The following is a 22049-nucleotide window of genomic DNA, read 5'->3' on the forward strand; positions in this document are numbered from 1 at the left end:
CAGGAGATCAGCGTGATGCGCTCAGGGGCGGGAGCGCGCCGAGGTAGGGAAATGCGCCGATTTTTACGAGCGAGGTGTCTGCCCGAAGCCTGAAATCATCCCGCGCGGTGTCAACGAACCGTGGGTCTACCGTCAAATCAGAATCAGGCTTCAGTTCGGGCGCCGGCTGGTTCGGGGTTCCCGACCGGAGATAGTTGGAACCCGAGTTCTGCATGGCATTGTAGGAGAAGAGCACCCGGCTCGAGGCTCCCACGACGAACCCATAGGCATTCAGGCTCACGATATTGCCTGAGGCCTCATTTTGAGACGTTCCCAAAAACGCGGCGCCCCCGCCGTTTTTGACGAACGTATTCCCGAGCAGAATCGCTTGCGCCTGATCGTTGACGATCACGGCTTCAAACAGGCTTCGGGTAATGACATTCCGTTCCAGCCGCACGGTGGATTTCCCGGCGACGCTGACGCCATGGTCGTTGTCGTGGATGAAGTTGCCCCGCATGACGGCCTGAGAATTGGCAAATTGAATACCGGTGGTTTCGCTGCCGCCGATATCGCAATCCTCAATCCGCACATCCTCCACCTGCTGCGTAAACAACATGCCTTTCACCCGCGCATGATGAAAGTGGATGCCGCGGCCGTTAAACATCCCCATCGCGTGCCCGCCATGTTCATTGACGGTAATGCCGGAGATCTCGATATTGGTCGCCCCGTAGGGCCACTTGCCGATATGAAACACGCCCACCCGTTCACGACCCAGGATCGTCACCTGATCCATGCCGGCCCCGATTAAGCGGACATTTTCTTTGCTGTGAATAGTGACGTCTTCGGGATAGGCACCGGGGCGGATCAGAATGGTGTCACCCTTTTTCGCGGCATCCACCGCTTCCTGAATAGAGCGATACTGGCCCGAGCCGTCCAAGGCCACCACCAGGGGCTCGCGTTGCGCAGCCGCAGGGTCTTCCGCCAGCGCACCAGTCACCCCAGCAGCCACGACCGTCAGACCCAAGACCACATTTCGAACGATAGCGCACAGCATATGGATGGCTATACCGCCGGGACCAGCGAGAAGTCAATCGAGCCTCGTTGCGGGGGCAACCACCCCATGCTATCTTCACGCCCCATGATTCTGGTAGGCCTGACCGGCGGAGTGGCGACCGGCAAGAGCACGGTCGCACGTATGTTTGCGCGTTGCGGAGCGGTCGTCATCGATGCCGATGCCCTGGCCCATCAGGTCGTCAAACCGGGCAAACCAGCCTGGCGCGAGATCATCAAGACGTTCGGCCCCTCCGTGCTAAACCCAGATCGCACGCTGAACCGGCAAGCCCTGGGTGCACTCGTCTTCCGGCATCCGGCACAACTGCGGCGCCTGGAACAGATCATTCATCCTCGCGTCGCACGGGAGCAGGCCAGACGAACTCGGGAGGCCGCTCGCCATCAGCCCAAATCTGTCGTCATCTATGATGTCCCGCTCCTGTTCGAAGCAAAAATCGATGCGCGCGTGGACAAGGTCGTCGTGGTCACCGCCAATCGGGACACACAAATCACTCGATTGAAGAAACGCAATGGATTGACAGGCGCCGAAGCCATCCGGCGCATCCGCAGTCAATGGCCGCTGCGGAAGAAGGCTGCCGCTTCCGACTACCTCCTCGACGGCACCACCCCGCGCCGGCGCCTGTTCACTGTCGTGAAGCAGCTCTACGCTGAACTCCTCGCCCTTGCCTGACCCCAGCTTTTCCCTCGCGGCTTCTGTATGTTAGCATCCGCTCATGCGCAACCTTGTCATCATCGGCTCCGGCCCTGCGGGCCTCACAGCAGCCATCTATGCCGCGCGAGCCAACCTGTCACCCCTTCTGATCGAAGGCTGGCAATCCGGTGGACAACTGACCACCACAACGGAGGTCGAAAACTATCCGGGCTTTTCCAAAGGCATTATGGGGCCCGAGTTGATGAAGGAAATGCGGGGCCAGGCAGAGCGGTTCGGGACTGAGTTCCTGACCGGGGACGTCTCGGCAGTTGATCTGTCGCGACGCCCGTTTCGCCTGACCATCGACAGAGAGCAGACCCTGGAGGCGGGAGCCCTCATATTGGCCACCGGCGCCTCGGCTATCCAACTCGGATTGCCGAACGAACAACGCCTGACCGGGCACGGCGTCTCGACTTGCGCCACCTGCGATGGCTACTTCTTTCGCGGCCAGGACCTGGTGGTCGTCGGCGGAGGGGACAGCGCGGTGGAAGAGGCCATCTTCCTGACGAAGTTTGCGCGCACCGTCACCCTCGTTCACCGCCGCGACAAGCTGCGGGCTTCTAAAATCATGCAAGATCGCGCCATGAGGAACGAAAAGATTTCTTTCTCGTGGAACTCCGTCGTTGAAGACATTCTCGGAAAGGATCTGGTCACCGGGGTCCGACTCAAAAATATCGTCACCGGTGCCTTTACGGAACTCGCCTGTGCCGGCGTCTTCGTCGCCATCGGCCATCGTCCCAACACGGATTTGTTCAAGGGCCAGTTGGAGATGGACGAAAAGGGCTACGTCCTCACCTCGCGCGGGACCGCCACCAGCGTGGCTGGCCTGTTCGCCGCCGGCGACGTCCAGGATACGAAATACCGCCAAGCGATCACCGCTGCCGGCTCCGGCTGCATGGCCGCCATCGACGCCGAGCGATTTCTGGAGCGTGAAACGTAAAACGTGAAAGGTGAAACGTTCTCCTTAAAGTTCACGAATGAACAAGCCCCACAAAAAGCTGGATGCCTGGACCACGGCAATTGAATTAGCACAGCAAGTCTATCAAAAGACCGACCACTTCCCTTCCAAAGAGCAATATGGTCTAACCAATCAGATCAGACGCGCAGGAGTCAGCATCCCAAGCAACATCGCCGAAGGCGCGGCAAGGCAAACAAAGAGGGAATTTGTTCAATTTCTCCATATTGCCAAAGGCTCACTCAGCGAACTCGACACGCAACTGGAACTCGCTGTTCGCCTTGAGTATCTTGGGCCGAAAGAGTGGCAGGCTTTGAATGAACTGCTTGAACGAGTCGACAAAATGCTCAGCGGACTTATTCGTCATCTGGGAGCGAAATCGTAAACTTTATGCATTACCCCTTCGACAGGCTTACTTTCTTCAACCTTTTACCTTTCACGTTTTACCTTTCACGCTAAGATATGCATTGCGCGATCGTCCACTACCACGAACTCGCCCTCAAAGGCCGCAACCGCGATTTCTTCGAACAGCGACTCGTCCGCAACATCCGCCTGGCCCTTAGAGACTTGAAGATCCGGCGAATCGAATCGCTGCAAGGGCGCATCCGCGTGACGATTCCCGACGAGGTCACGCCGGACGCGGTGACAGAACGGCTCCGGCGCATCTGCGGAGTGTCAAACTTCCTGTTGAGCGAATCCGTGCCGTTAGATCTCAGGGCGCCGGACCTGTCGATCATCAAGCGGATCGCACAGCGCCAACTGGCTGAACAGACATTCACCTCTTTTCGAGTGACGGCCAAACGCGCGGATAAACGTCTGCCATTGACGTCGATGGATGTGGAGCGCGAAGTCGGCGGGTATCTCCATGAAACCACGGGCAAAGTGGTGAAGTTGAAACAGCCGGACGTGACCCTTTACATCGAGCTTCTGACCAAAGAAGCCCATGTCGCGGCGAGAAAGATCCAGGGTCCCGGCGGCATGCCGGTGGGCACCAGCGGCAAGGTTGCCTGTTTGATCTCCGGAGGTATCGACTCCCCGGTTGCGGCCTACCGCATGATCAAACGCGGCTGCAAGGCGGTCTTCGTCCACTTCTCCGGCCGCCCGCTCGTCAGTCGCGCCTCAGAGGAAAAGGTCCAGGAGCTGGTCCAGCTCCTGACGACGTACCAATATCACTCCAAGCTGTACATCGTGCCGTTCGGCGAGATTCAACAGGAGATCGTCGCCAACGCGCCCGCGCCCTTTCGTGTGGTGTTATACCGGCGGATCATGGTGCGGATTGCGCAGGAGCTGGCGCGGCGGGAAGGCTGCTGGGCGCTGGTAACCGGCGATAGTCTGGGCCAGGTCGCCTCGCAGACAGCGGAGAATCTGTGTGTCGTTGAGAACGCAGCGGACATTCCGATGCTCCGTCCGCTCATTGGCATGGATAAGATCGAAATTACGGAACAGGCGCAACAGATCGGCAGCTTTACCACCTCGATAGAACCGGATCAGGATTGTTGCAAACTCTTCGTCCCGTTACATCCGAGCACCAGGACCAAACCCGATGATATCGTTCGCATCGAACGTGGGCTGGAGATCAGTGCCTTCGTCAAGCGGGGCGTAGAAAAGGCCGAACTGACAATTCTTACCTTTCCTTCGTAACCAGATCCAGCGCCCGTTGCCGCACGAGCCGAAAGTGCACCGTGAGCTCCCGCTCCATGGCCATAGCAATCAACCAGTCGGGAATCATGATCTTCGGCTCGACCAGGAGTTCAAACTCCGCTCTCGTCTGAGTGCCTTCGCCCGCCGCTTGCAGCTTCCACTCCCGATGGTACTGTTTGAAATCGCCTCCCTTGAGATCGGTGATCAATCCTCCGCCAGGCAATTCCTGCGATTCGCAGAGCAATCGCTGTTCACCGGGGAGGAGCGCATGAGAAATATAGACGTCGGTCAGCACATGTCCTTCGCGTTCCTCGACCTGCGCAACACGCATACGGGTCTCAAATAACTCCGGCCACTTGCGGTATTCAGTGAGGATGGATTGAAGGACGGACGGACTCCCCGGAAAAAGTAATGTGGCCGTCGCTTTGACTCCGCCGCCTGGATCAATCTCCACCAGAAGAGGCCGAAGCAGGTGAATCGCCCCCACCTCTCCCGGCCAGGATTGAGAGGCAGGCGTCAGCACAAAGGCCGTCAAGCAGCCGAGAAGAGCCCCCAGAAAAGACATGAGACGTCCCATGGCGCGCATCATGTTCTACCGAAGGCACCGTTAGGTCGGGAGATGTCGTTTCTCACGAGGGATGTTGGAATCCATTGAACGATGGGACGAGGGATCCTTCGTGCTCCAGCTATGACAACAGAATGGCCGCAGGAATCACTCAACGCCGAGGAGGTCATAGGAAAAGTATACTCATTGACCGCCGGGAGTGCGAGCGCAGAGAACATGACCCAACAATGGCCAACGGAGGATCACGTCGCGATCGGCGAATGGTTCACCGGTCAGGCGGTGGCGGGACGGAATACCAGCACAACTCCGGCAGGTGCTCCCCGTTCGTCGTGAATGACGGTCGCGTTCTCGGTGATGAGGTGCTCGGCTCCTTGACGACTGATGAGCAGGAATGGGCCGGCGCCTTGTTCCGACGCCTTGATCTGCTGCAAGGCAGAGAGGGCCGTGTTCACGAGGGGTGTGCGGCGCTGCGCATCCACAACGACCATGACATCCTGAATTGCTTTCCCGAGCCCATCTGATTGGGACCACCCGGTTAATCTCTCCGCCGCCGGGTTGAGCAACGTCACCTTTCCCTGCAGATCGATCGTCACGACTGCATCGCCCATCGACTGCACCACCGAATCGAGCCAACGGCCGCGTTGTTCAGCAATCCGCAAGACACGATGACGAAAGAGCGCCAGGTCGAGCGCCGCGCGTAAATCGCTACTCACGAAGGGTTTGATCAAATACGCCAACGGAAGAGTATGTCTCGCCCGTTCCAGAGTGTCTTCGTCGGAAAACGCCGTCAAATAGATCACCGGGATGCCATAGCGCGAGTGAATCGTTCGGGCCGCATCGATCCCATCCAGCGGACCTTTGAGCTTGATATCCATGAGGATCAGATCCGGCCGATGTTCTCCAGCCAAATCTACGGCCTCGCTTCCCGAGGCCACCACCCCGACCACGACATATCCAAGCGAACGCAGCTGACGACGGATGTCTTCAGCCACCACCACTTCATCGTCAACGATCAGAATTTTTTCCTGCGCCATGGTGCAACCAGAAAACGACGAAGAAACGATCATCATCCGTCATGCCGGGATCCCGTCGTCCCGTTGCACACGTATCCACACGCCCCTGGATGCCCACAGGTTCTCGCAACTCGCATGCCACTCGCCTGTCCCTGCTTTGGCAGCAGGTTACGCCTCACAAGGCTTCTGCACTCCCCTACACCGACGGTGGTTTTTGAACAATGTCCGGACAGAATCGGAAGAGACCGGAGCAAAGGTGTCGTGTACTCACGGGGCGAGGGTTCTCCGCGGAAAGCAGGCTGTGATACCATGCCGCCTTCCACCGGAGCCTCCGTATGATGGTTTGGCTGGTTCGTATGATGTCCGTGATGCTCTTCGGTATGCACGCCGCGCTCAGCGTCCCGCCGCTCGACGCGCAGGCACAAACACCCCCTGACTCTGCGGCAACGACTGAGCATTCATGTAGTTTCGGCATGGCCAAGGGAGATCCCGCCCACCAGTGCCAGGTGCCGGTCCCAGCCGGCTGCGTCATCGCGAAGTTTCCCGGAACGGACAAACCCTGGACTACCGTCTCTAAAGCCGGCCGCACCTTCTGCGCGTTCGACAAGAAAGGGACGGACTGGAAAACCAAAATTACCGGACAATGCACGCGCTGTGACTCCAGCCATTGCACCGGCCAATTCATGGTGCGTTTTGAGTGCACAAAACCCTGATGTCCCCGACACTCACCACTCAGATCAAACAGGCCGCGCGCGACCTGGGTTTCGACGTGGTCGGCATCAGCAGACTGCCGCACCGCTTGGAACCGACACCGGATCATCGTGCCGGCCCTCCCTTCAATCGGCTCCTCGACCGGCTGCATGAATGGCTGCGACGAGGTTTCCATGCCTCCATGGGCTGGATGACGCGCGACCCGGAACGACGGGCCGATCCCGCCCTGGTCCTGCCCGGATGCCGTTCCATCATTTCCGTCGGGATGAACTACTACACCGACCAGCGAGCGGACGAGCGACCGGGGAATGGGCGGATTGCCCGGTATGCCTGGGGGCTCGACTACCACAAAATCCTCGGTGATCGATTGACCCGACTATCCGAACACATCACCGCCCTCGCGCCCGAGAGTCGCCATCGCGCCTACGTCGATACGGGGCCTGTCATGGAAAAAGCCTGGGCTCAGCAGGCCGGCCTGGGATGGATCGGCAAACATTCCAATCTCGTCTCACCTCAGTTCGGCTCCTGGCTGTTGCTGGGAGAACTTCTGACGACCCTGGAACTAGATCCGGACGAGGCCGGAACCGATTTGTGCGGCAGTTGCACGCTCTGCATTCAAGCCTGTCCCACGGGAGCCATCACCGAGCCATACGTCGTGGATGCCGGGCGCTGCATTTCCTACCTCACGATTGAGCTTCGGGGCGGCGAGCCCCCCATTTCTGACGAACTCCGGCGAGGATTGGGGAATCGAATTTTCGGCTGCGACGATTGCCTCGATATCTGCCCGTACAACCATCAAGCCGAACCGACCAGCGAACCGGGCTTCCAACCTACCCGGCTTACCGCCTCGCCTTCGCTGCGCGCCTTAATGGCACTGAACGAGGCGACATTCGCCGCAACATTCAAACACAGTCCCATTCGACGCGCAAAACATGCGGGATTCCAACGCAACCTCTCCTGGGCGTGGAACAATGAAGCCAAGCCAGCCGGGAGTCCCACACCCGCACCATCATCAAACGCCGATCCTCTGTAAGCGTCCCTCTGTTTCTCTTTCGCCGATAGTGGTAGGCTACTGCCTCACGTCCTCGCGCAGTCGAGGACCCACCTCAGCGGTTGCAAGACCATGCACGCACCCACCCTCCTGATCGTCGAAGACGAAGAACGCATGCGCCGCCTCTTTGAGCTGGTGCTGAAACCTGCCGGGTATCATCTGCTGTTGGCGCGTTCCGGAGAGGAAGCCATCCGCTTGCTGCAGGAGCATGACTCGCTCGACATGATCATCACGGACCTTCAACTGGGAACCCTGTCGGGCATGGACGTGCTGGAAGCCGCCCGCCAACAGGCGCCTGATGTGCCGGTCCTCATCGTGACCGGCTATGGAACGGTAAAATCGGCCGTCGAGGCAATGCAGAAGGGCGCCTACGATTACATCTCCAAGCCGGTGGATAACGAAGAGCTGAAAATCGTCATCGCCCGCGCGCTGCAAGTCCGTCAACTCGCCCGGGACAATCGCGCGCTGCGCGCAGGGCTCCATGAGCAGTTCGGATTCGACCGCATCGTCAGCGTCTCCAAAGAAATGGAGCTGGTCAAACGGCTTGCCAGGGAGGTGGCCCAGACCGATGCCACCGTGCTGATCACAGGCGAGAGCGGCACGGGCAAGGATCTCCTCGCGCGCGCCATTCACCTGGTCAGCCCGCGCGCGCAAGGCCCGATGGTGGCGCTGAACTGCGCCGGCATTCCCGAGCATCTGCTTGAATCCGAACTGTTCGGCTATGAGAAAGGCGCCTTCACCGACGCAAAGAAGTCCAAGCCGGGCCGTTTTCAAATGGCCGATCGCGGCACCTTGTTCCTGGATGAAATCGGCGAACTCAGCCTGACGGCGCAAGCCAAACTTCTGCGGGTGCTCGAGCAGCATGTGGTGGAGCCGCTGGGCGGGGTTCGGAGCATTCCAGTCGATCTGCGAGTCATTGCCGCGACGAATCAGGAGTTGCCCGACCTCATCAAGGCCGGTCGCTTCCGCCTGGATTTGTATTATCGCCTGAACGTCTACCAGCTTCGCATGCCCCCCCTGCGGGAACGGCCGGGCGATATCGAACCGATCCTGACTCAGTTTCTCGACCAGGCCCGCCGCGAGCGTGGCAGCCGCATCAAAGGGATCGCGCGGGACGCGCTCACGCGTCTCACGCAGTATCCCTGGCCCGGCAATGTGCGGGAGCTTCACAATGTCGTGGAATGGCTGACGATCACCTGCAAGCAGGACATGATTCAGCCCGAGCATCTCCCGGCTTCGCTGACCGCCGCAGCCCCCCAGCCGCCGGCGTCGCCGGCCGGCGGTCCCTCGCTCCTCTCGTTCGGGCTGTCGGTCGAAGAGGTCGAAAAAGCGATGCTGCAAGAAGCGCTGACGAAGAGCGGCGGCAATGTGTCTGAAGCCAGCCGCCTGCTCAAAATCACACGCAACACGCTGCGCTATCGCATGGCCAAACATAACCTGTCACAGCCTCAAGGCTGATGCGCGCTGCACGACGGACCGGCGGGCTCCAGAGAAAATTTTTTGTCGCGTTATTGATCGTCGGCATCGTGCCGGGCATGGCCGCGCTCTGGGCCACCTACCATTCCAGCACCGCCAGCCTCAAGCAGGCGATCGGAGAAGGGTTCCAGGAAATTGCGCGCTCCACATCGATTCGATTAGCCGGCGCCGTCGACGATGAAATCGATCGCGCCGGCCGTCTGGCCATCAGCGTCGCCAATCAACAAGCGCAAGGACTCTCCGACCGGTCCGACCGCAGCCAAACCGAAACCGCTCGTTCGCACCCCGCTCATCGGCCTCTGACAAAGCCGGTCACCGCCGGCTACCTCGAAGAATGGGCGCACGAATCCCGCCACTATCTGCGTGTCACCATTGCCGATCACCGGGGCCTGGTCCTCGCCTCCACCGATCCGGGGCTCTCACCGCAGCAGGCTGATCAAACGTGGTGGCGCGAGGCCATGCACGCCCCGGCCGGCACGGCCTATGTCAGCACTGTCACGCTCGACCCGGCCATCAACGACGCGATCTTCCACGTTGCGGTTCCCATTGTGGAGAAGGCCGGGGCCACGGTGACTGGCGCCGTCGACCTCGTGATCCGCCACAATCTCCTCACCCAGCTGATCCTCCCGATTCATATCGGGAATACTGGCCATGCCATGCTCCTCGATACGCAAGGGACACCGCTCATCTGTCCGGTGCTGCCGCCGACCGCCCACCTCATTCCCCCAAGTCTGATGAACCGGCTGGCTCTGGACCGTCCCTTGTGGTTGGTGGCCAATGACGATGCGCACGGCGGGCGCGATGCGATCGTTGGAGCCTCGCCGGTCCGCTTCAGCCATCCGTTGACCCCGTCCAGCCTGGAAGGCAATCGATGGTACGCCTTTGTTCGACAGGCTCCCGAGGAAACCTATGCGCCAATCTATTCGCTCCTGCTGTCCGTCGGCGTGATCGGCTTCGGCCTGGTGATTGTGCTGTCCGCCTTTGGATTTGCCGTCGGCTATCGGATCGTCAAACCGCTCGCCGCGCTCCAGCGGGAGGCCGAGGGACTGCGCCTCAATTTGACGACGCCTCACACCAACAGCACTGTCCCGCCTGCGACTCCGCCCTTGCCGCAGGAATACCGGACCGGTGATGAAATCGAAGACCTCGCCACGACGTTCAGCGCAATGCGGGCGGTGCTGGAAGAAAATCTGCGCACCATCAAGTCGCAGCAACATGAATTGATCCGGCAGGAAAAGCTGGCATCGGTCGGACAACTCCTTGCCGCCCTTGCCCACGACCTCCGCAATCCCCTCGGCGTGATCCGTAGCTCAGCCCAAGTGGTGCTGGAGGGGCCGCAGGACGAAGCGATCCGTCACGAAATGGCTCGCTATATCATCGACGAAGTCGACAAACTGTCCCAACGCCTTCACGACTTTCTGCGTTATGCGAGGCAGAAGCCGCCGGACTTTGCCGACTGCGCTGCGGAAGACGTAATACGCGCCGCTGTGAAGCAGTGGGAAGCGCAAGGCGGGCATGAACACATCCGGGTCGAGCACCGGTTCGGACGCAACCTGCCCCTGATTCATATTGATCCTGAACAGATCAAGGAAGCCCTCATGAACGTGCTGATCAATGCGCGGGAAGCGATGACGGAAGGGGGAACCCTGACCCTGGCAACCCGCGGCGGGGAAGGAGGCGATGTGGAGATCGATGTGGCGGATACGGGAAGCGGCATAGCGCCAGACCACCTCGCGCGACTTTTCGAACCGTTTTTCACCACCAAGACCTATGGCACTGGCCTCGGCCTCACCAACGTCAAACGTCTCGTGGAAGATAACGGGGGAACCCTGGCCGTGACCAGCAATCAGGGGAACGGCACCACCTTCACGCTGCGCTTTCGCCCGGCGAGCTAGGAACGGCCCCTGAACGACCCGAGAACGCCGCTGGCAGCTAATCAGACCAGTCCTGCAGGAGGCTCAAACAGGCTGTCCAGCAAGGCCGCAGCAAGGGAAGGGCCGAAGCGTACCCTTGCGGTACGTTGAGGCCCTGAGCGAGGCGAGAACGCCGCTGGCGGCCTGTTTCAGCCTCCTGCCCCTAGATGCGTTTGGTCATGCGCGAGAACCGCTCCTGTAACAGGACGCCGGTGGCGGCAAGATGTTTGCCCTGAATCGTTTTCTGCACTGCCTCGATACGCGCTGAAAAGTTGGGATGGGTTTTAAACAAAGCCCGGTCATCGCCCTTGAGGTCCCGTAAGCGCGTCAGCAAGCCCACATAGGCCTCCGCGTCGTAACCGACCCGCGCCGCGAACACTTCGCCGACCGTATCGGCTTCCGTTTCCTTCTCCTGATCCAGGCCTTCATCGAGCAACTTCTTGACCGCGCCGTCAATCACGGTCTTGAACGCCGCCGGATTGCTCGTCGCATACGACAGGCCCGCTTCGGTCACACCTGCCAGGCGCTTGCTCCGCTGAATGACATCGAGAATGTGCTTTTGGCTCACGTGGGCGATTTCATGTCCCAACACCGCGGCCAACTCCGCCTCGTTTCGGATCTGCTTGAGCAGACCGCGCGTGACAAAGATGTATCCGGCCGGCGCGGCAAAGGCATTGATCGATTCATGCTCCAGAATCGCCACCCGATAGGGAATATCCGGCCGGTCGGACGTGTTGGCGACTGCCCGCCCGACCAGATTCACATACCGGACGAGCTCCGGTTGATCCACGACTCCGCCATACCGTGCCACAACCTGCAAGGCCATCGACTGGCCGATCGACGACTCCTCCTCATAGCCGATGGGGAACAGACTCCCGACAACATTGCCGACCCCATGAATGGCCCCGGCCAAGCGCGGATTACCGGATTGTCGCGCGATATCTTCACTGGCTCGCTGCACGTCCGCGCAACCGGCCGCGGCCAGAGAAAAGGCAATCAACGTTGCCGCCAGATTCTGATTACTTCGCATATTCACCGAGGCCTCCTTCTCGCAAAAACTCCTCGACCTCCTGATCGGGAATCTGATAGGCCGTCATCCGATCCACCGCGTCGCGATCACGCGCGGACACGCCGGCGCGATTGGCATAGCCTTCGGAAGCCTTATCCAGTCCTCTGGCGCCCGCCGAGGCCGTCGTGGCCGATGCATCGCCGCCGCGCATGCTTTGGCCAAGCTTGGCCAATGTATCGTTGGTGCCGGACGGTTTGGACGATGAGGTCTTGTTGGCGAAGATCCATCCTTTGGCGCCGGCTGAAGTCTTGACCTCCACCCAATTGCCGTCACGCCCGACCACCTCCAACGCCTCGCCGAACTTCACGTTCCCTACCACGGCATCCAATGAAGTTTTTCCGGCGCGAAGTTGCGCCGTCTTGGCTTGCACATAGACAGTTTCTGCCTGGGCCTCGCTCCCCCAGGCGAACAGACCGAGGCATAGGACGATGGGAAACACTCGAAGCAATCGTGGTGGTGTCACAGCTTTCTCCCTTCAACGGCGCGGATCATTTCGACGTCATTTCATACACGCCATCCCACTCTGTTGACGGAGGGGTATGGCGATAATTGGTCGAGCGTTCGAGGTAGACGCGCGACGGACCATCCGATGGGTCCAAGGTCACGGCTTCTGCAAATCTGGCGCAAGCGATCGAGAAATCTCGCAATTTATAGGCCGCCAGACCTTCCAGGTACACGTCGATGACGCGCTGCTTCTTCTCGTCCAGCTGCCCCTTGCGGGCCAGCAGCTCAAACACGACGACCGGATCTTTTTTGCCCTTCACTCGTAGCAGATCGATCTCTCGCACTTCAACGTCGTTCTTGGCCAGTTCGGCCGTCCGCTGGCCGATCAAAATCAATGTATCGTAGTACTTGCTGGCGCCTTCTAGGCGCGACGCCAGATTCACGCTATCCCCGGTCACCGTATACTCCATCCGTTCTTCAGACCCCATGTTGCCGACAATGCAGGGCCCGGAGTTGATACCGATTCTGGCGCCAATTTCCGGCAACCCCTCCTGCTTCCAAATCACACGGAGCCGGGCCAATTCGGCCTGACAGTCCAACGCAGCATAGCAGGCCAGCGACGCATGCTGGGGATCGTTCAGGGGCGCGCCGAAGAGTGCCATGATGCCGTCTCCGAGATACTTGTTCACATTGCCACGATGGGTGGTCTTGATGATGGTCGTCATGGCCGACAGGTAGCGGTTCAGCAACGCCACGAGATCCTCCGGCGGCATCTTTTCGGAGATGGTCGTGAAGCCGGCAATATCCGAGAAGAGAATCGAAATCTCCTTCTTCTCTCCCCCGAGCTTGATGGCCTCGGGATTCCGCATGATCTCCTCAACCACTTCAGAGGACATGTACTTGTCGAACGCCGCCCGCATGAGCCGGCGCTGCTTTCCCTCGGTTACATATTCGACCGTCGCAGCCGTGCCGAACGTCAAGGCCAGGGCCATCTCCGGAAACACCAGATCCAGCCACCGCTCGTGCCCGGCGAAGGCATGTGCCACCAACCCATAGTAGGCCAGGGCAAGGCCAATCGTGACGCCGAATTTGACCGGATAGGAAGGCACCAGCATGAAGGCCCCGGCCGAAGCGAGGCACAGCAGCAGGAGAACCGTCAACGAAAACCAGGCCGGCGCGGCCTGCAATCCTTGCCCGTGCAGCAAATTGTCCAGCGCCGCCATGTGGATGAGCACGCCGGGTGTGGCGGAAGAAAATGGGGTGACTCGAAGATCGTACAGACCTGCCGCCGTCCCGGCGATAAACACGACCTTGTCTTTGAACAACGTCGCATCCAGTGTTGGCCGCTCCCCTTTTTCCTGCTGAGCGAATGCCTGCAGCACTCCGCCAATCGAATACTTCCGAGCATGGTAGGTCTGCTCCAGCGAGCCGTGCCACCGGATCAAGAGGTGGCCATCGGCATCGAGTGGAGTACTGCTGTTCCCGATGCGTACCCGGCCATCCTCGACGGAAAGCCCGTCCGCCCCGAGCAGGTACCGGGCCACCGCGACCGGGAGATGCGGAACGAACTGCCCGCCCACCTGCCCCAACAACGGAATGCGCCTCGTCGGGCCGTCTGCATCCGCGGACAGATTGATGACGCCGAGGCCATGCGCCTGCTGCGCCAGCACTAGAGTCGGCGGCTTCACCCCGGCCTGCATGTCCGCCCTGCGGTCCGATTCCCGCCACTCGACCTTCAGGGTCGCGCGGGATTGCAGCTCCTGTGGAATCGGGGCGGGCTCGGCGAGGAACAACATAGGGAGGAACACATTGTCTGCCGCACGCATGTCGTCGGCAAACGACTGATCAAACTCTTCGGCATTCTCATCCGGTTCGAAAAACATCACGTCGAAGACGACGGCTCTTGCACCCGCCTGTTTGAGATAGCGCACCACATACCCAAATCGGTCACGCGGCCAGGGCCAGCGTCCGAACGCCTCCAGGCTCGATTCATCGATGGCCAGCAGCGCAAGATTTGAATCCGCCTTGGCAGGATCGGCATACCGCCGGACCAGATGATCAAACGCGTTGAGTTCCACCACCTCAAACCACCGGGTCATCCGCAGTCCAGCCACGAGACTGAACACAGCGAGGCCGACCGCGAGCGCGGAGAGGAGTTTCGTTGTCCGTGTCGAAGAGGTCATCGAGAAGGTTCACCCGAGGCAACCATGCGCGTCGAGGGCTATCGTACTGGAGATTGGGTGAGAGGGAAAGAGGCGGGAGAGCAACCTCGTTCAAAAGGGGAAACCGTCAATCATGCCGGCGGCCTTGTCTGCGTTCGAACCACTACGGCGCGTCATTCGCGCAACGAAACCCCAACGTCGGGCCCCAATAGGTCATTTCATCCCATCCCCGGTAGCCGGCGCGCAATTCCAGCGGACGCTCCATCCAGCTGCCACCCCGCAAGACTCGAAAGGTTCCCCGCAGGGGCCCTTGCGGGTCACGGGCCGGCGAGGTGCGGTAAAAATCCTCCGCATACCAATCCTTCACCCATTCCGAGACCAGACCGATCATGCCGGACACGCCATAGGGTGAACGGGAGGCCAGCGGCACGCCCACCGGCTCGACGCCGTTCGCGGAAGCCTTTCCATCCGTCAGCGCCCCCCGGCTTTTCTGGATCACCTCGTCGCTGTTCCCCCAGGGGTACCGCCTTCCGTCGATGCCGCGCGCGGCTTTCTCCCATTCGGCCTCTGTGGGCAACCGTTTCCCGCCCCATTGGCAATAGGTTCTCGCCTGCATCCAGGTGACATCGGTCACGGGATGTTGATCGAGCTGGGGATCATCGAAGGCCGCGCGCACTTTCGGCGGGAGGCAGCTCCCTCCGTCCACACAGGCTCGATACTGTGCGTTTGTCACCCCCTGCTGATCGATCCAGTAGGAGCTGAGATAGAGGCGATGCAGGGGGCGCGCATCGGGCAGGCCATCCTCCATCCCCATGAGAAATTCGCCTGCCGGGATCAGCACCATTCCGGCAGGGGGCGTCAGGCCTTGCTCCAAGAGCCGTTTCACCGTCTCCTGCTGGTCCGCCTCAAGCTGGACATTGACCCGAGCGATAGAATCCTCACCGGCCGCCGGAGCGGCCTCAGTCGAACGAACAGGCGGTGCGGCCGCGCGGGCCACCGACGCCTGCCCACTTCGCAGCGCCTCCGCAGCCGGAGGCATCGTGGCAGACCGGCTCGGCGCAGCCGGCGTGTCAGACATGCGAATGGTCTCGATCCGTACGGCTGTCCGCGCCATGTCCGGAACGGGATCGCTGGTGCCTTTTCCCTTCTTGATCTCTTTTCTAACTTTGCCGATCGCCGAAAAATCAAAATCCGGAATGTTGGCCAGCAAGGGCGTGGCATAACTGATGGGGACGGCGAACGCCATGCCTTCCGGCACGATTCCTGAGGGATGCGTAAATTTCGTGGTGAGAATTCCGACGACTTCCCCCTGCCGATTGAAGACCGCTCCGCCGCTGTTGCCCGGGTTCACCGCCGCGTCCACTTGAAACACCCGTTGCACGCCCCTGGTACGCACCGCGGCCACATGGCCTCTGGTGATGGTGGTTTCGCGCAACCCGAACTGAAACCCGACGGCAATCACCTCCTGATCCAGTTTCACGGCACCGGCATACCCAAGCGGCGCTTCGGATAGTCCGACGGTCTCCACCTTCAGGAGGGCGAGGTCATGCTCCGCATCCACACTGACGAGCACAGCGGGGGCCCGAAATTCTCCCGGCGTGACGATCGTAATCCGTTTGGCGTTGGCGACCACATGATGCGCTGTCAGCACATAGCCATCGTGGTGGACGATCACGCCGCTGCCAGCCGGTTTCTCCACCGGCAGCGGTGACCGCTCGTTGGCCTCCCCACGATCAACGGTGCCCAGGAAGAGGGCGACTAGGACCAGAAGAATCTTCATGGTTTGACCGGCAGTAGTACACTGATCGCCCCGGCATTTTGTCCGAGGACGAGGCCTTCCCGCGGGTAGCCCATGCGGTCGACCACCCCTTTGGGTTCACCATGACAATCCAGACAATGCCTCGTCGCATACAACGGAAACATCAAGCGGAATGACGAGCTGTTGGCCGCCATCTCGCTGATGACGGTTTCCCGAGGATAGGCGGCATCGGCAAATGCTTCCAAGGCGCCCCGTTCGTAGGCGTCCGGACGGTTGGCAGGGTTCCGCGGGGCCAGCGAGGTTTGCTTCAGGCGCACGCCGGTTTGATCGGTGAACCGGGCAGACACCCGCGCCCCGAACGCCGCGGGAATGAACCCCTTGAATCCGGTGGCGTGGGGATCGAGCTCCCGGCGGACATCGGCGATCACCTGCCTGCTGGTCTCGACCAATGCACGAAGCAGCCGTTTCGTCCGCGGGGCTAGCGTCGCGTTGTCCAACTCATGCAAGTCGATTCCGGCCCGGCCCCGGAACATATCCAGGAGTTGTCGTTCGAAAGCTTCCGGCGTGAGGCCTTGGCCGTGTGATCCATCCAAGAGGATCTGATTGTCATTGACCACCGCACGGCCGGAGTCGAGGAGCACGGCGAGCAGACGGGCAGTCTGTTCGAGTTCAAGCACCGTATGGAATGGAATTGAAGAACGTTCGGGTTGTTCGAACCCCGAAGTCGGCTGAATGGCGTTCAGCCCCCCTCCTGCGACCAGACACGCCACCATCCACAGCAGACGACGTCGCATGGATTGCCCCTGATGCGTTCGCGTTGCGGGCTGTAGGAAACCGTGCGCTGCCGCCCGTCTCAGCCGGACAGCAGCGCACGTCATGCAAATGGTACGAGTGGCCTGCGACCAAGTCAAGGCGCTACGCGCATACCGAGCCCTCTGCCCTTACCGATTGGGCCGGATGTCGATCATTACATTGTCCGCATCCAGCTCGATCGTCACAGGCATCCCTTCCTGGAACACCGAGAGTTTGCTCCCTACCAGCGTATCCACCTCAAACCGTTCGAACCCTGCAGGAGTGGAGAGTTGAATTTCCCGCCAAAAAGGATCGGCGTAGCGAATCCGGCCGGCCACCACCTTGTGATTGGCAAAATCCTCCCCGCCGGGTCTGGTGGCGTCCAACAACACGTTTCCCGAATCGACCAGCAACCACACCTCATCGCCGACCCGCGCGTCATACAGCCCGATTCGATCCGCCTTATTGGGGCTAATCGTCCGCATTTGCAGCCCATACGGAGTTTTCACAAACAGGAGCCCGCTCTCAATCTTAGCAATCTGCCCGCTCACGGCCAGATGCACGCCGGGCGATGATCCCTCTGATGATTCCGCCCCGGCCGGCGCCAATGGACACAGGACTCCGATCAACCCGACGAGAAGGCACGCCGTCCACTTCATGGTACCCTCCTTTTACGTCTTTCGCGATCCCTGTTCTGGTCAGTAGCCCGGCTCATTCCCCATCCCCGGAGCCGGCGGGACAGCAATGCCATATTCCTGGATCGGGGTAATCATGACGGCAAAGTTGAACAACTCATCCGCCGCCACGTCGTGAATGCCCTGCTCGCGGGTCCGCAACATCTTGAACCATTTCCCCATCTCGGTTTTGACGGTCTTGTTATCTCCCCGTCCGATGGCGTCCTTCACAACCGCCAGGCGTTCACTGTAGGGTTCCCAATTCGCCCCCGGATAGCTGGTCTTGTAGAAGGTAAGTGACCCGTTGAGGTCATCGACCCAGGACTGTTGAGCACCGGCCGTTCCGAGCAGCAGGCTCGTCCCGAGACACAATCCAATCACCAGAGTCCAACACGCCTCTCTCAATCTAGAGCTTTTCATGGTGCGCCTCCTTGGTCACGACGCAATCCCCGGAAGAGGGTCAGAAGGAGACCGACGACTGACGATCCGATTCCCGAGCATCATCGGCATCCTTGCTGTCCGGCGTCTTCAGCATGTTCATGCCCATCCCCTCGGAAGGCTCGTTATCCGGAGCCAGCATCTGGCGATCAAACCCCTTCTCCGGCTCACTTCCCGCCGAGTCGCTGGAGGCAGGACTGTCTCCAGGCCGACTTTCCGCTTGTGGCGTGAACGCCCCGAACATCTGATCCGGGTGGATGACCTGAGCGAACCCCGCCGATGCCAGGAACGCGACGACAGCTGAGCCGATCATGATCGGTGATGCAGTCGAGAGGAACGCTGTCCTATCCATGATCTGTCCTCCTCTCTCAAGCCTGAACGCGTTGATCCACGATGATCGAAACCGATCCCACTCTACGGGAAGGTCTACGCGAGGCCTATTGCCTGGGAGGTGGATTTTCTCTCCACCCTTCGGGTGAGCAGAAACGCGGTGAGCAAGCGGGCGTCAGCCGTTCCCGAGATACACGAGCACGGCCTCAACACGCCCGTTGACCTTCAACTTTTGATAGGCATGATGGAGATGAGTTTTCACGGTATCGAGGGACACGCAGAGTTGATCGGCGATTTCTTTATTACTGCGCCCGGCCGCGGCACAAGCGAGAATTTCTCGTTCCCTATCGGTCAGCAAGGACAGCCCGCCGGAATCCGACTCCCCTTGTTGGCCCGCCAGGGCCACAGCTTTTTTGGCAAACCCGTCCGGCATGTAGGCCGAACGCACGGGCTTATTCAGGAAGGTTGCGCGGATGATCCGCAGGAACTCCTCATGGTCGGCGTCTTTTAGAATGTACCCGCAGGCTCCCGCCCGCACGGCTGCGACGATACGGGCATCGTCGTCGTGCACGGACAGCATCAACACCCGGCAGTCCGACACACAAGCGCGGATCAATCGGGTGGCCGTGATGCCGTCCAGCCGCGGCATGTCGACATCCATCAGCACGATGTCGGGCTTTTTCTCCACGGCGAGGTCGAACGCCTGCCGGCCGTCCATGGCCTCCCCTACCACCACAATGTCCGGCTCATGCTCGAGCAACATCCGCAAACTCTGCCGAAACAACCGTTGATCCTCGGCGATCAGGATGGAGATAGGCATGACTGCTCCTGTCTGACCGGCAACGCGACCGTCAGAACGGCTCCGCCCGCAGGACGATTGCCGGCGGTGATACGCCCGCCATGGGCCTCGACCACGAGCCGACAAAAATGTAATCCAAGGCCGCGCCCGATCCGATAATCCTGTCCGTCCTTCTTCCGGAAAAACATCTCGAACACGTGCGACACATCATCCGGGGCGATGCCCGGCCCCTCATCCTCGATCCGGATCGTCACCATGGAGCCGGGAGACGGCTCTGCGGCGGACGCCGCGCGTTGCATCGGCGACTCATCCACCAGCAGGGTCAAGGTGATGGTGCCCTGCGACGGCGAGTACTTGAGGGCGTTATGCAGCAGATTGATCAAGACCCGTTGCAGCCGCCGCCCGTCCCCCCACACCCACACTTCCTCCGACGGCCTGCGTACCACGAACCGCACGCCCTGCGCCTCTGCTTCGAAACGAAAGAGCCGCAACGTCTCTTGCAGAAGCATGCCCGTCGCCACCGGCGACCGGCTCAGCGGAAGTCCCGAATAGTGTTCCTGATACACGTCCAGCATGTCGTTGATCATGCCGAGGAGCAGGTCGGTCGTGAAACGCAAATCCTCGAGGCAGCGACGCGGCAAGTCTTGCCCCATCTCCGGGCGACCGGCGAGCCATTCCAGCGTTTTCTTGATCCCTGCCAGGGGATTCCGGATATCGTGCGCAAACATCGAGGCGAATTGACTCAACGACGCAAGGCGTTCGGATCGGAGCAATTGCTGCTCAAGCTGTTTCTGCTCGGTCAGGTCACGGAGCTGCACCATGATCGATTCAATGCGGCCGGCCTTCTTGACCGGCACGCAATCAACGTCCATCGTCAGCTCACCTCCCGGGATGGGCAGGGGCACGCGCATCTCGCCCGCCGACACTTCCGCGCCGCTTTGCCGCACACAATCCAACTGTGCCTGCAGACGGACTTGTTCGGCCTCGGCCACGAGCTCGACGACCCGACGGTGTACGACGGTTGAGGCCGGCCGGCCGAGCGTCAGCTCGCCGCGTCCATTCATGGCCTGGATCACCCCGAGGGGATCGACCAGAATTTTGGTATCGATCGAGTGATCCCACAGCAGCCGATAGTGTTCTTCGGAGGTCGCCAGGTCGACATTAGCCTGCTCGATCCGACGAACATATTGTGCCTTCGCTTGCGACGCCAGCTCCAGACGCTGAGCCAGATCGTCGAAACTTGCGGCGATCCTGTCGATCTCTTCAATTCCACACAGATGGTCGGACGACGGCACCGGAAGGGGGGCGGGGCGCTCACCATCGCCCATCCGGTTGATGCGCTGAATCAACGCCCCCAGAGGGCGCACAATCCGCCGCCCCAGCCGCCAGCGCAGCCACAACACAAACACACTCGCCCCGATCCAGAATGCCCCAAGCTTCCCGAGCAGGGCAGACAATGGTTCAAATGTCTCCGCCGGATCCTGCTGCACCAGGATGGACCAGACCGGCGCCTGCGCCACCTCCGCCGGAAGCACGACAGGGGCCATCCCGATGATGCCCCCCTGCCCACCGTGACTATCCCTGGCTACCTGAGCCCATCGTGCGGTAGGGACCCCGGTCCTCTCCTGCGTGACACTCTCCGGAAGAGGCGTATGAAGGTTGGGCGCAAGCGCGGAGCAGGCCAGGACCGCTCCCTGCTCATCCAACAGCATCATGTGGCCTGTCCGGCCGAGACGGCTGCCCAGGATCGAGGACAAGATGCGGTTCGTCCCGATGACGACTTTGAGAGCTCCACGAACCGGCTTATCCCGCTCGCCAATCGGCACCGCGACTTCCCAGTAACCCTTCCCTTCCTCATCCAGCGTCAGCGGGCCTGCCCAGGAGCGCCCCTTCTGCACGACCGTCGTCCACCAAGGCTGCCGGCTATAGAACTCTCGCGCGGAATCACTCACCCGGCCGCCGACCAGGTGCCCGTCCGCCCGAATAATTGCCAGGGCATGGAAATATCGATGCTGTTCTTCGCGCCATCGCTCGACCCGGAGAGCCGTCTGCGCAGGCGTCAACGATCGTTCCACGGATGCCCGGATATCGGGAAGCGCGGCAAGCCGCTGCACCCATTCAATTTCTCCGGCAAGCAATAAGGCAGCCTTGTCGGCGCTTTGACGGGCTATTTCTTGGAAAGTGATCCCCACGGTGGACTGAAGGGATTGTCTGGCGTGCCAGTAGGCATAGGCGAGGCCTACAGTGCCGGAGAACATTCCCACGGCAAGCACTGACAGGGTGAACAAACTCTGAAGACTGACCCGCTGGCGCATGACGGCAGGCCATAGGGTAGGTTGCGGCTGGACCGGCGCTTTGAGTCAGGCGCTGTGTGAGGCCCGGCGGAGCCCCGGTTCGGACGCAATAAGGTTATGTCATGTCAGACTCCACACATCGAATTGCAGACGCATCCCTTCGGACGACTCTCCTTCAGCATACAAAAATTCCGGCATGGAGCATAGCCCTCAGGCCACCGG

The 22049-nt window shown here is 60.5% G+C and carries 21 protein-coding genes; 8 read left to right on the top strand and 13 right to left on the bottom strand.

From position 1 onward, the window contains the following. Positions 1–7: 7 nt before the first annotated feature. Positions 8–1033, bottom strand: coding sequence for a DUF1565 domain-containing protein (locus tag GDA65_04875; protein ID MBA5862023.1), 1026 nt, complete (start codon positions 1031–1033; stop codon positions 8–10). 84 nt (positions 1034–1117) lie between these two features. On the opposite strand from GDA65_04875, the gene GDA65_04880 reads away from it, so the two are divergent. From GDA65_04880 to thiI, 4 genes are all read left to right on the top strand, one after another. Then, a complete protein-coding gene (locus GDA65_04880; GenBank protein MBA5862024.1) occupies positions 1118–1720 on the top strand; it encodes a dephospho-CoA kinase in 603 nt (200 codons plus the stop codon). Between the two features lie 43 nt (positions 1721–1763). Then, the gene (trxB, locus tag GDA65_04885; protein ID MBA5862025.1) at positions 1764–2681 is read left to right on the top strand and encodes a thioredoxin-disulfide reductase; all 918 of its coding nucleotides are present in this window, start codon (positions 1764–1766) and stop codon (positions 2679–2681) included. Positions 2682–2718: 37 nt separating this feature from the next. Then, entirely contained in the window at positions 2719–3081 is a 363-nt protein-coding gene (locus tag GDA65_04890) for a four helix bundle protein (GenBank protein ID MBA5862026.1), read from the top strand. 77 nt (positions 3082–3158) lie between these two features. Beyond that, complete coding sequence (thiI, locus tag GDA65_04895; protein ID MBA5862027.1) at positions 3159–4337, top strand: tRNA 4-thiouridine(8) synthase ThiI; 1179 nt, start codon at positions 3159–3161, stop codon at positions 4335–4337. On the opposite strand, the gene GDA65_04900 is transcribed toward thiI, so the two are convergent. Then, positions 4321–4926 (bottom strand): hypothetical protein, encoded by a 606-nt coding sequence (locus GDA65_04900; GenBank protein MBA5862028.1) that lies wholly within the window; start codon positions 4924–4926, stop codon positions 4321–4323. The genes thiI and GDA65_04900 overlap by 17 nt on opposite strands. A 248-nt stretch (positions 4927–5174) precedes the next feature. Beyond that, positions 5175–5972 carry a response regulator gene (locus tag GDA65_04905; protein MBA5862029.1) on the bottom strand — a complete coding sequence of 266 codons (798 nt, stop codon included), beginning with the start codon at positions 5970–5972 and terminating at the stop codon, positions 5175–5177. A gap of 278 nt (positions 5973–6250) precedes the next feature. Here GDA65_04905 and GDA65_04910 point away from each other — a divergent pair, with 278 nt between their 5' ends. From GDA65_04910 to GDA65_04925, 4 genes are all read left to right on the top strand, one after another. After that, the gene (locus GDA65_04910; GenBank protein MBA5862030.1) at positions 6251–6628 is read left to right on the top strand and encodes a hypothetical protein; all 378 of its coding nucleotides are present in this window, start codon (positions 6251–6253) and stop codon (positions 6626–6628) included. After that, a complete protein-coding gene (gene queG / locus GDA65_04915; protein ID MBA5862031.1) occupies positions 6613–7659 on the top strand; it encodes a tRNA epoxyqueuosine(34) reductase QueG in 1047 nt (348 codons plus the stop codon). The genes GDA65_04910 and queG overlap by 16 nt, the downstream gene beginning before the upstream one ends. 90 nt (positions 7660–7749) lie before the next feature. Next, positions 7750–9135, top strand: a complete 1386-nt coding sequence (locus GDA65_04920; GenBank protein ID MBA5862032.1) for a response regulator — start codon at positions 7750–7752, stop codon at positions 9133–9135. After that, a complete protein-coding gene (locus GDA65_04925; protein ID MBA5862033.1) occupies positions 9135–11048 on the top strand; it encodes a HAMP domain-containing protein in 1914 nt (637 codons plus the stop codon). The genes GDA65_04920 and GDA65_04925 overlap by 1 nt, the downstream gene beginning before the upstream one ends. A gap of 181 nt (positions 11049–11229) precedes the next feature. On the opposite strand, the gene GDA65_04930 is transcribed toward GDA65_04925, so the two are convergent. The 10 genes from GDA65_04930 to GDA65_04975 form a co-directional block, all read right to left on the bottom strand. Then, on the bottom strand, positions 11230–12102 hold the full coding sequence (locus GDA65_04930; GenBank protein MBA5862034.1) for a M48 family metalloprotease: 873 nt from the start codon (positions 12100–12102) through the stop codon (positions 11230–11232). Beyond that, positions 12086–12598 (bottom strand): SH3 domain-containing protein, encoded by a 513-nt coding sequence (locus GDA65_04935; protein MBA5862035.1) that lies wholly within the window; start codon positions 12596–12598, stop codon positions 12086–12088. The genes GDA65_04930 and GDA65_04935 overlap by 17 nt, the downstream gene beginning before the upstream one ends. A gap of 25 nt (positions 12599–12623) precedes the next feature. Then, complete coding sequence (locus tag GDA65_04940; GenBank protein MBA5862036.1) at positions 12624–14762, bottom strand: CHASE2 domain-containing protein; 2139 nt, start codon at positions 14760–14762, stop codon at positions 12624–12626. Positions 14763–14904: 142 nt separating this feature from the next. After that, a complete protein-coding gene (locus GDA65_04945) occupies positions 14905–16521 on the bottom strand; it encodes an SUMF1/EgtB/PvdO family nonheme iron enzyme (GenBank protein MBA5862037.1) in 1617 nt (538 codons plus the stop codon). Continuing rightward, positions 16518–17378: a DUF3365 domain-containing protein gene (locus GDA65_04950; protein MBA5862038.1), complete on the bottom strand. Its 861-nt coding sequence runs from the start codon at positions 17376–17378 to the stop codon at positions 16518–16520. The genes GDA65_04945 and GDA65_04950 overlap by 4 nt, the downstream gene beginning before the upstream one ends. A gap of 63 nt (positions 17379–17441) precedes the next feature. Then, positions 17442–17951, bottom strand: coding sequence for a hypothetical protein (locus GDA65_04955; GenBank protein ID MBA5862039.1), 510 nt, complete (start codon positions 17949–17951; stop codon positions 17442–17444). A 39-nt stretch (positions 17952–17990) separates the two neighbouring features. Next, positions 17991–18386, bottom strand: coding sequence for a hypothetical protein (locus tag GDA65_04960; protein MBA5862040.1), 396 nt, complete (start codon positions 18384–18386; stop codon positions 17991–17993). A gap of 40 nt (positions 18387–18426) precedes the next feature. Then, positions 18427–18756: a hypothetical protein gene (locus tag GDA65_04965; GenBank protein MBA5862041.1), complete on the bottom strand. Its 330-nt coding sequence runs from the start codon at positions 18754–18756 to the stop codon at positions 18427–18429. Between the two features lie 153 nt (positions 18757–18909). Beyond that, complete coding sequence (locus GDA65_04970) at positions 18910–19554, bottom strand: response regulator (protein ID MBA5862042.1); 645 nt, start codon at positions 19552–19554, stop codon at positions 18910–18912. Continuing rightward, positions 19536–21848, bottom strand: a complete 2313-nt coding sequence (locus GDA65_04975; GenBank protein MBA5862043.1) for a PAS domain S-box protein — start codon at positions 21846–21848, stop codon at positions 19536–19538. The genes GDA65_04970 and GDA65_04975 overlap by 19 nt, the downstream gene beginning before the upstream one ends. Between the last annotated feature and the right edge of the window lie 201 nt (positions 21849–22049).

The organism is Nitrospira sp. CR1.1, from assembly GCA_014055465.1.
Taxonomy (GTDB): Bacteria; Nitrospirota; Nitrospiria; order Nitrospirales; family Nitrospiraceae; genus Nitrospira_A.

Coding starts and splice junctions, on each gene's coding strand:
- GDA65_04920 (MBA5862032.1), top strand. CDS start 7,750: ATGCACGCACCCACCCTCCTGATCGTCGAAGACGAAGAACGCATGCGC.
- GDA65_04945 (MBA5862037.1), bottom strand. CDS start 16,521: ATGAAGATTCTTCTGGTCCTAGTCGCCCTCTTCCTGGGCACCGTTGAT.
- GDA65_04950 (MBA5862038.1), bottom strand. CDS start 17,378: ATGACGTGCGCTGCTGTCCGGCTGAGACGGGCGGCAGCGCACGGTTTC.
- GDA65_04965 (MBA5862041.1), bottom strand. CDS start 18,756: ATGGATAGGACAGCGTTCCTCTCGACTGCATCACCGATCATGATCGGC.
- GDA65_04925 (MBA5862033.1), top strand. CDS start 9,135: ATGCGCGCTGCACGACGGACCGGCGGGCTCCAGAGAAAATTTTTTGTC.
- GDA65_04890 (MBA5862026.1), top strand. CDS start 2,719: ATGAACAAGCCCCACAAAAAGCTGGATGCCTGGACCACGGCAATTGAA.
- GDA65_04955 (MBA5862039.1), bottom strand. CDS start 17,951: ATGAAGTGGACGGCGTGCCTTCTCGTCGGGTTGATCGGAGTCCTGTGT.
- GDA65_04910 (MBA5862030.1), top strand. CDS start 6,251: ATGATGGTTTGGCTGGTTCGTATGATGTCCGTGATGCTCTTCGGTATG.
- GDA65_04900 (MBA5862028.1), bottom strand. CDS start 4,926: ATGATGCGCGCCATGGGACGTCTCATGTCTTTTCTGGGGGCTCTTCTC.
- GDA65_04875 (MBA5862023.1), bottom strand. CDS start 1,033: ATGCTGTGCGCTATCGTTCGAAATGTGGTCTTGGGTCTGACGGTCGTG.
- GDA65_04880 (MBA5862024.1), top strand. CDS start 1,118: ATGATTCTGGTAGGCCTGACCGGCGGAGTGGCGACCGGCAAGAGCACG.
- GDA65_04905 (MBA5862029.1), bottom strand. CDS start 5,972: ATGATGATCGTTTCTTCGTCGTTTTCTGGTTGCACCATGGCGCAGGAA.
- GDA65_04970 (MBA5862042.1), bottom strand. CDS start 19,554: ATGCCTATCTCCATCCTGATCGCCGAGGATCAACGGTTGTTTCGGCAG.
- GDA65_04940 (MBA5862036.1), bottom strand. CDS start 14,762: ATGACCTCTTCGACACGGACAACGAAACTCCTCTCCGCGCTCGCGGTC.
- thiI (MBA5862027.1), top strand. CDS start 3,159: ATGCATTGCGCGATCGTCCACTACCACGAACTCGCCCTCAAAGGCCGC.
- GDA65_04960 (MBA5862040.1), bottom strand. CDS start 18,386: ATGAAAAGCTCTAGATTGAGAGAGGCGTGTTGGACTCTGGTGATTGGA.
- trxB (MBA5862025.1), top strand. CDS start 1,764: ATGCGCAACCTTGTCATCATCGGCTCCGGCCCTGCGGGCCTCACAGCA.
- GDA65_04975 (MBA5862043.1), bottom strand. CDS start 21,848: ATGCGCCAGCGGGTCAGTCTTCAGAGTTTGTTCACCCTGTCAGTGCTT.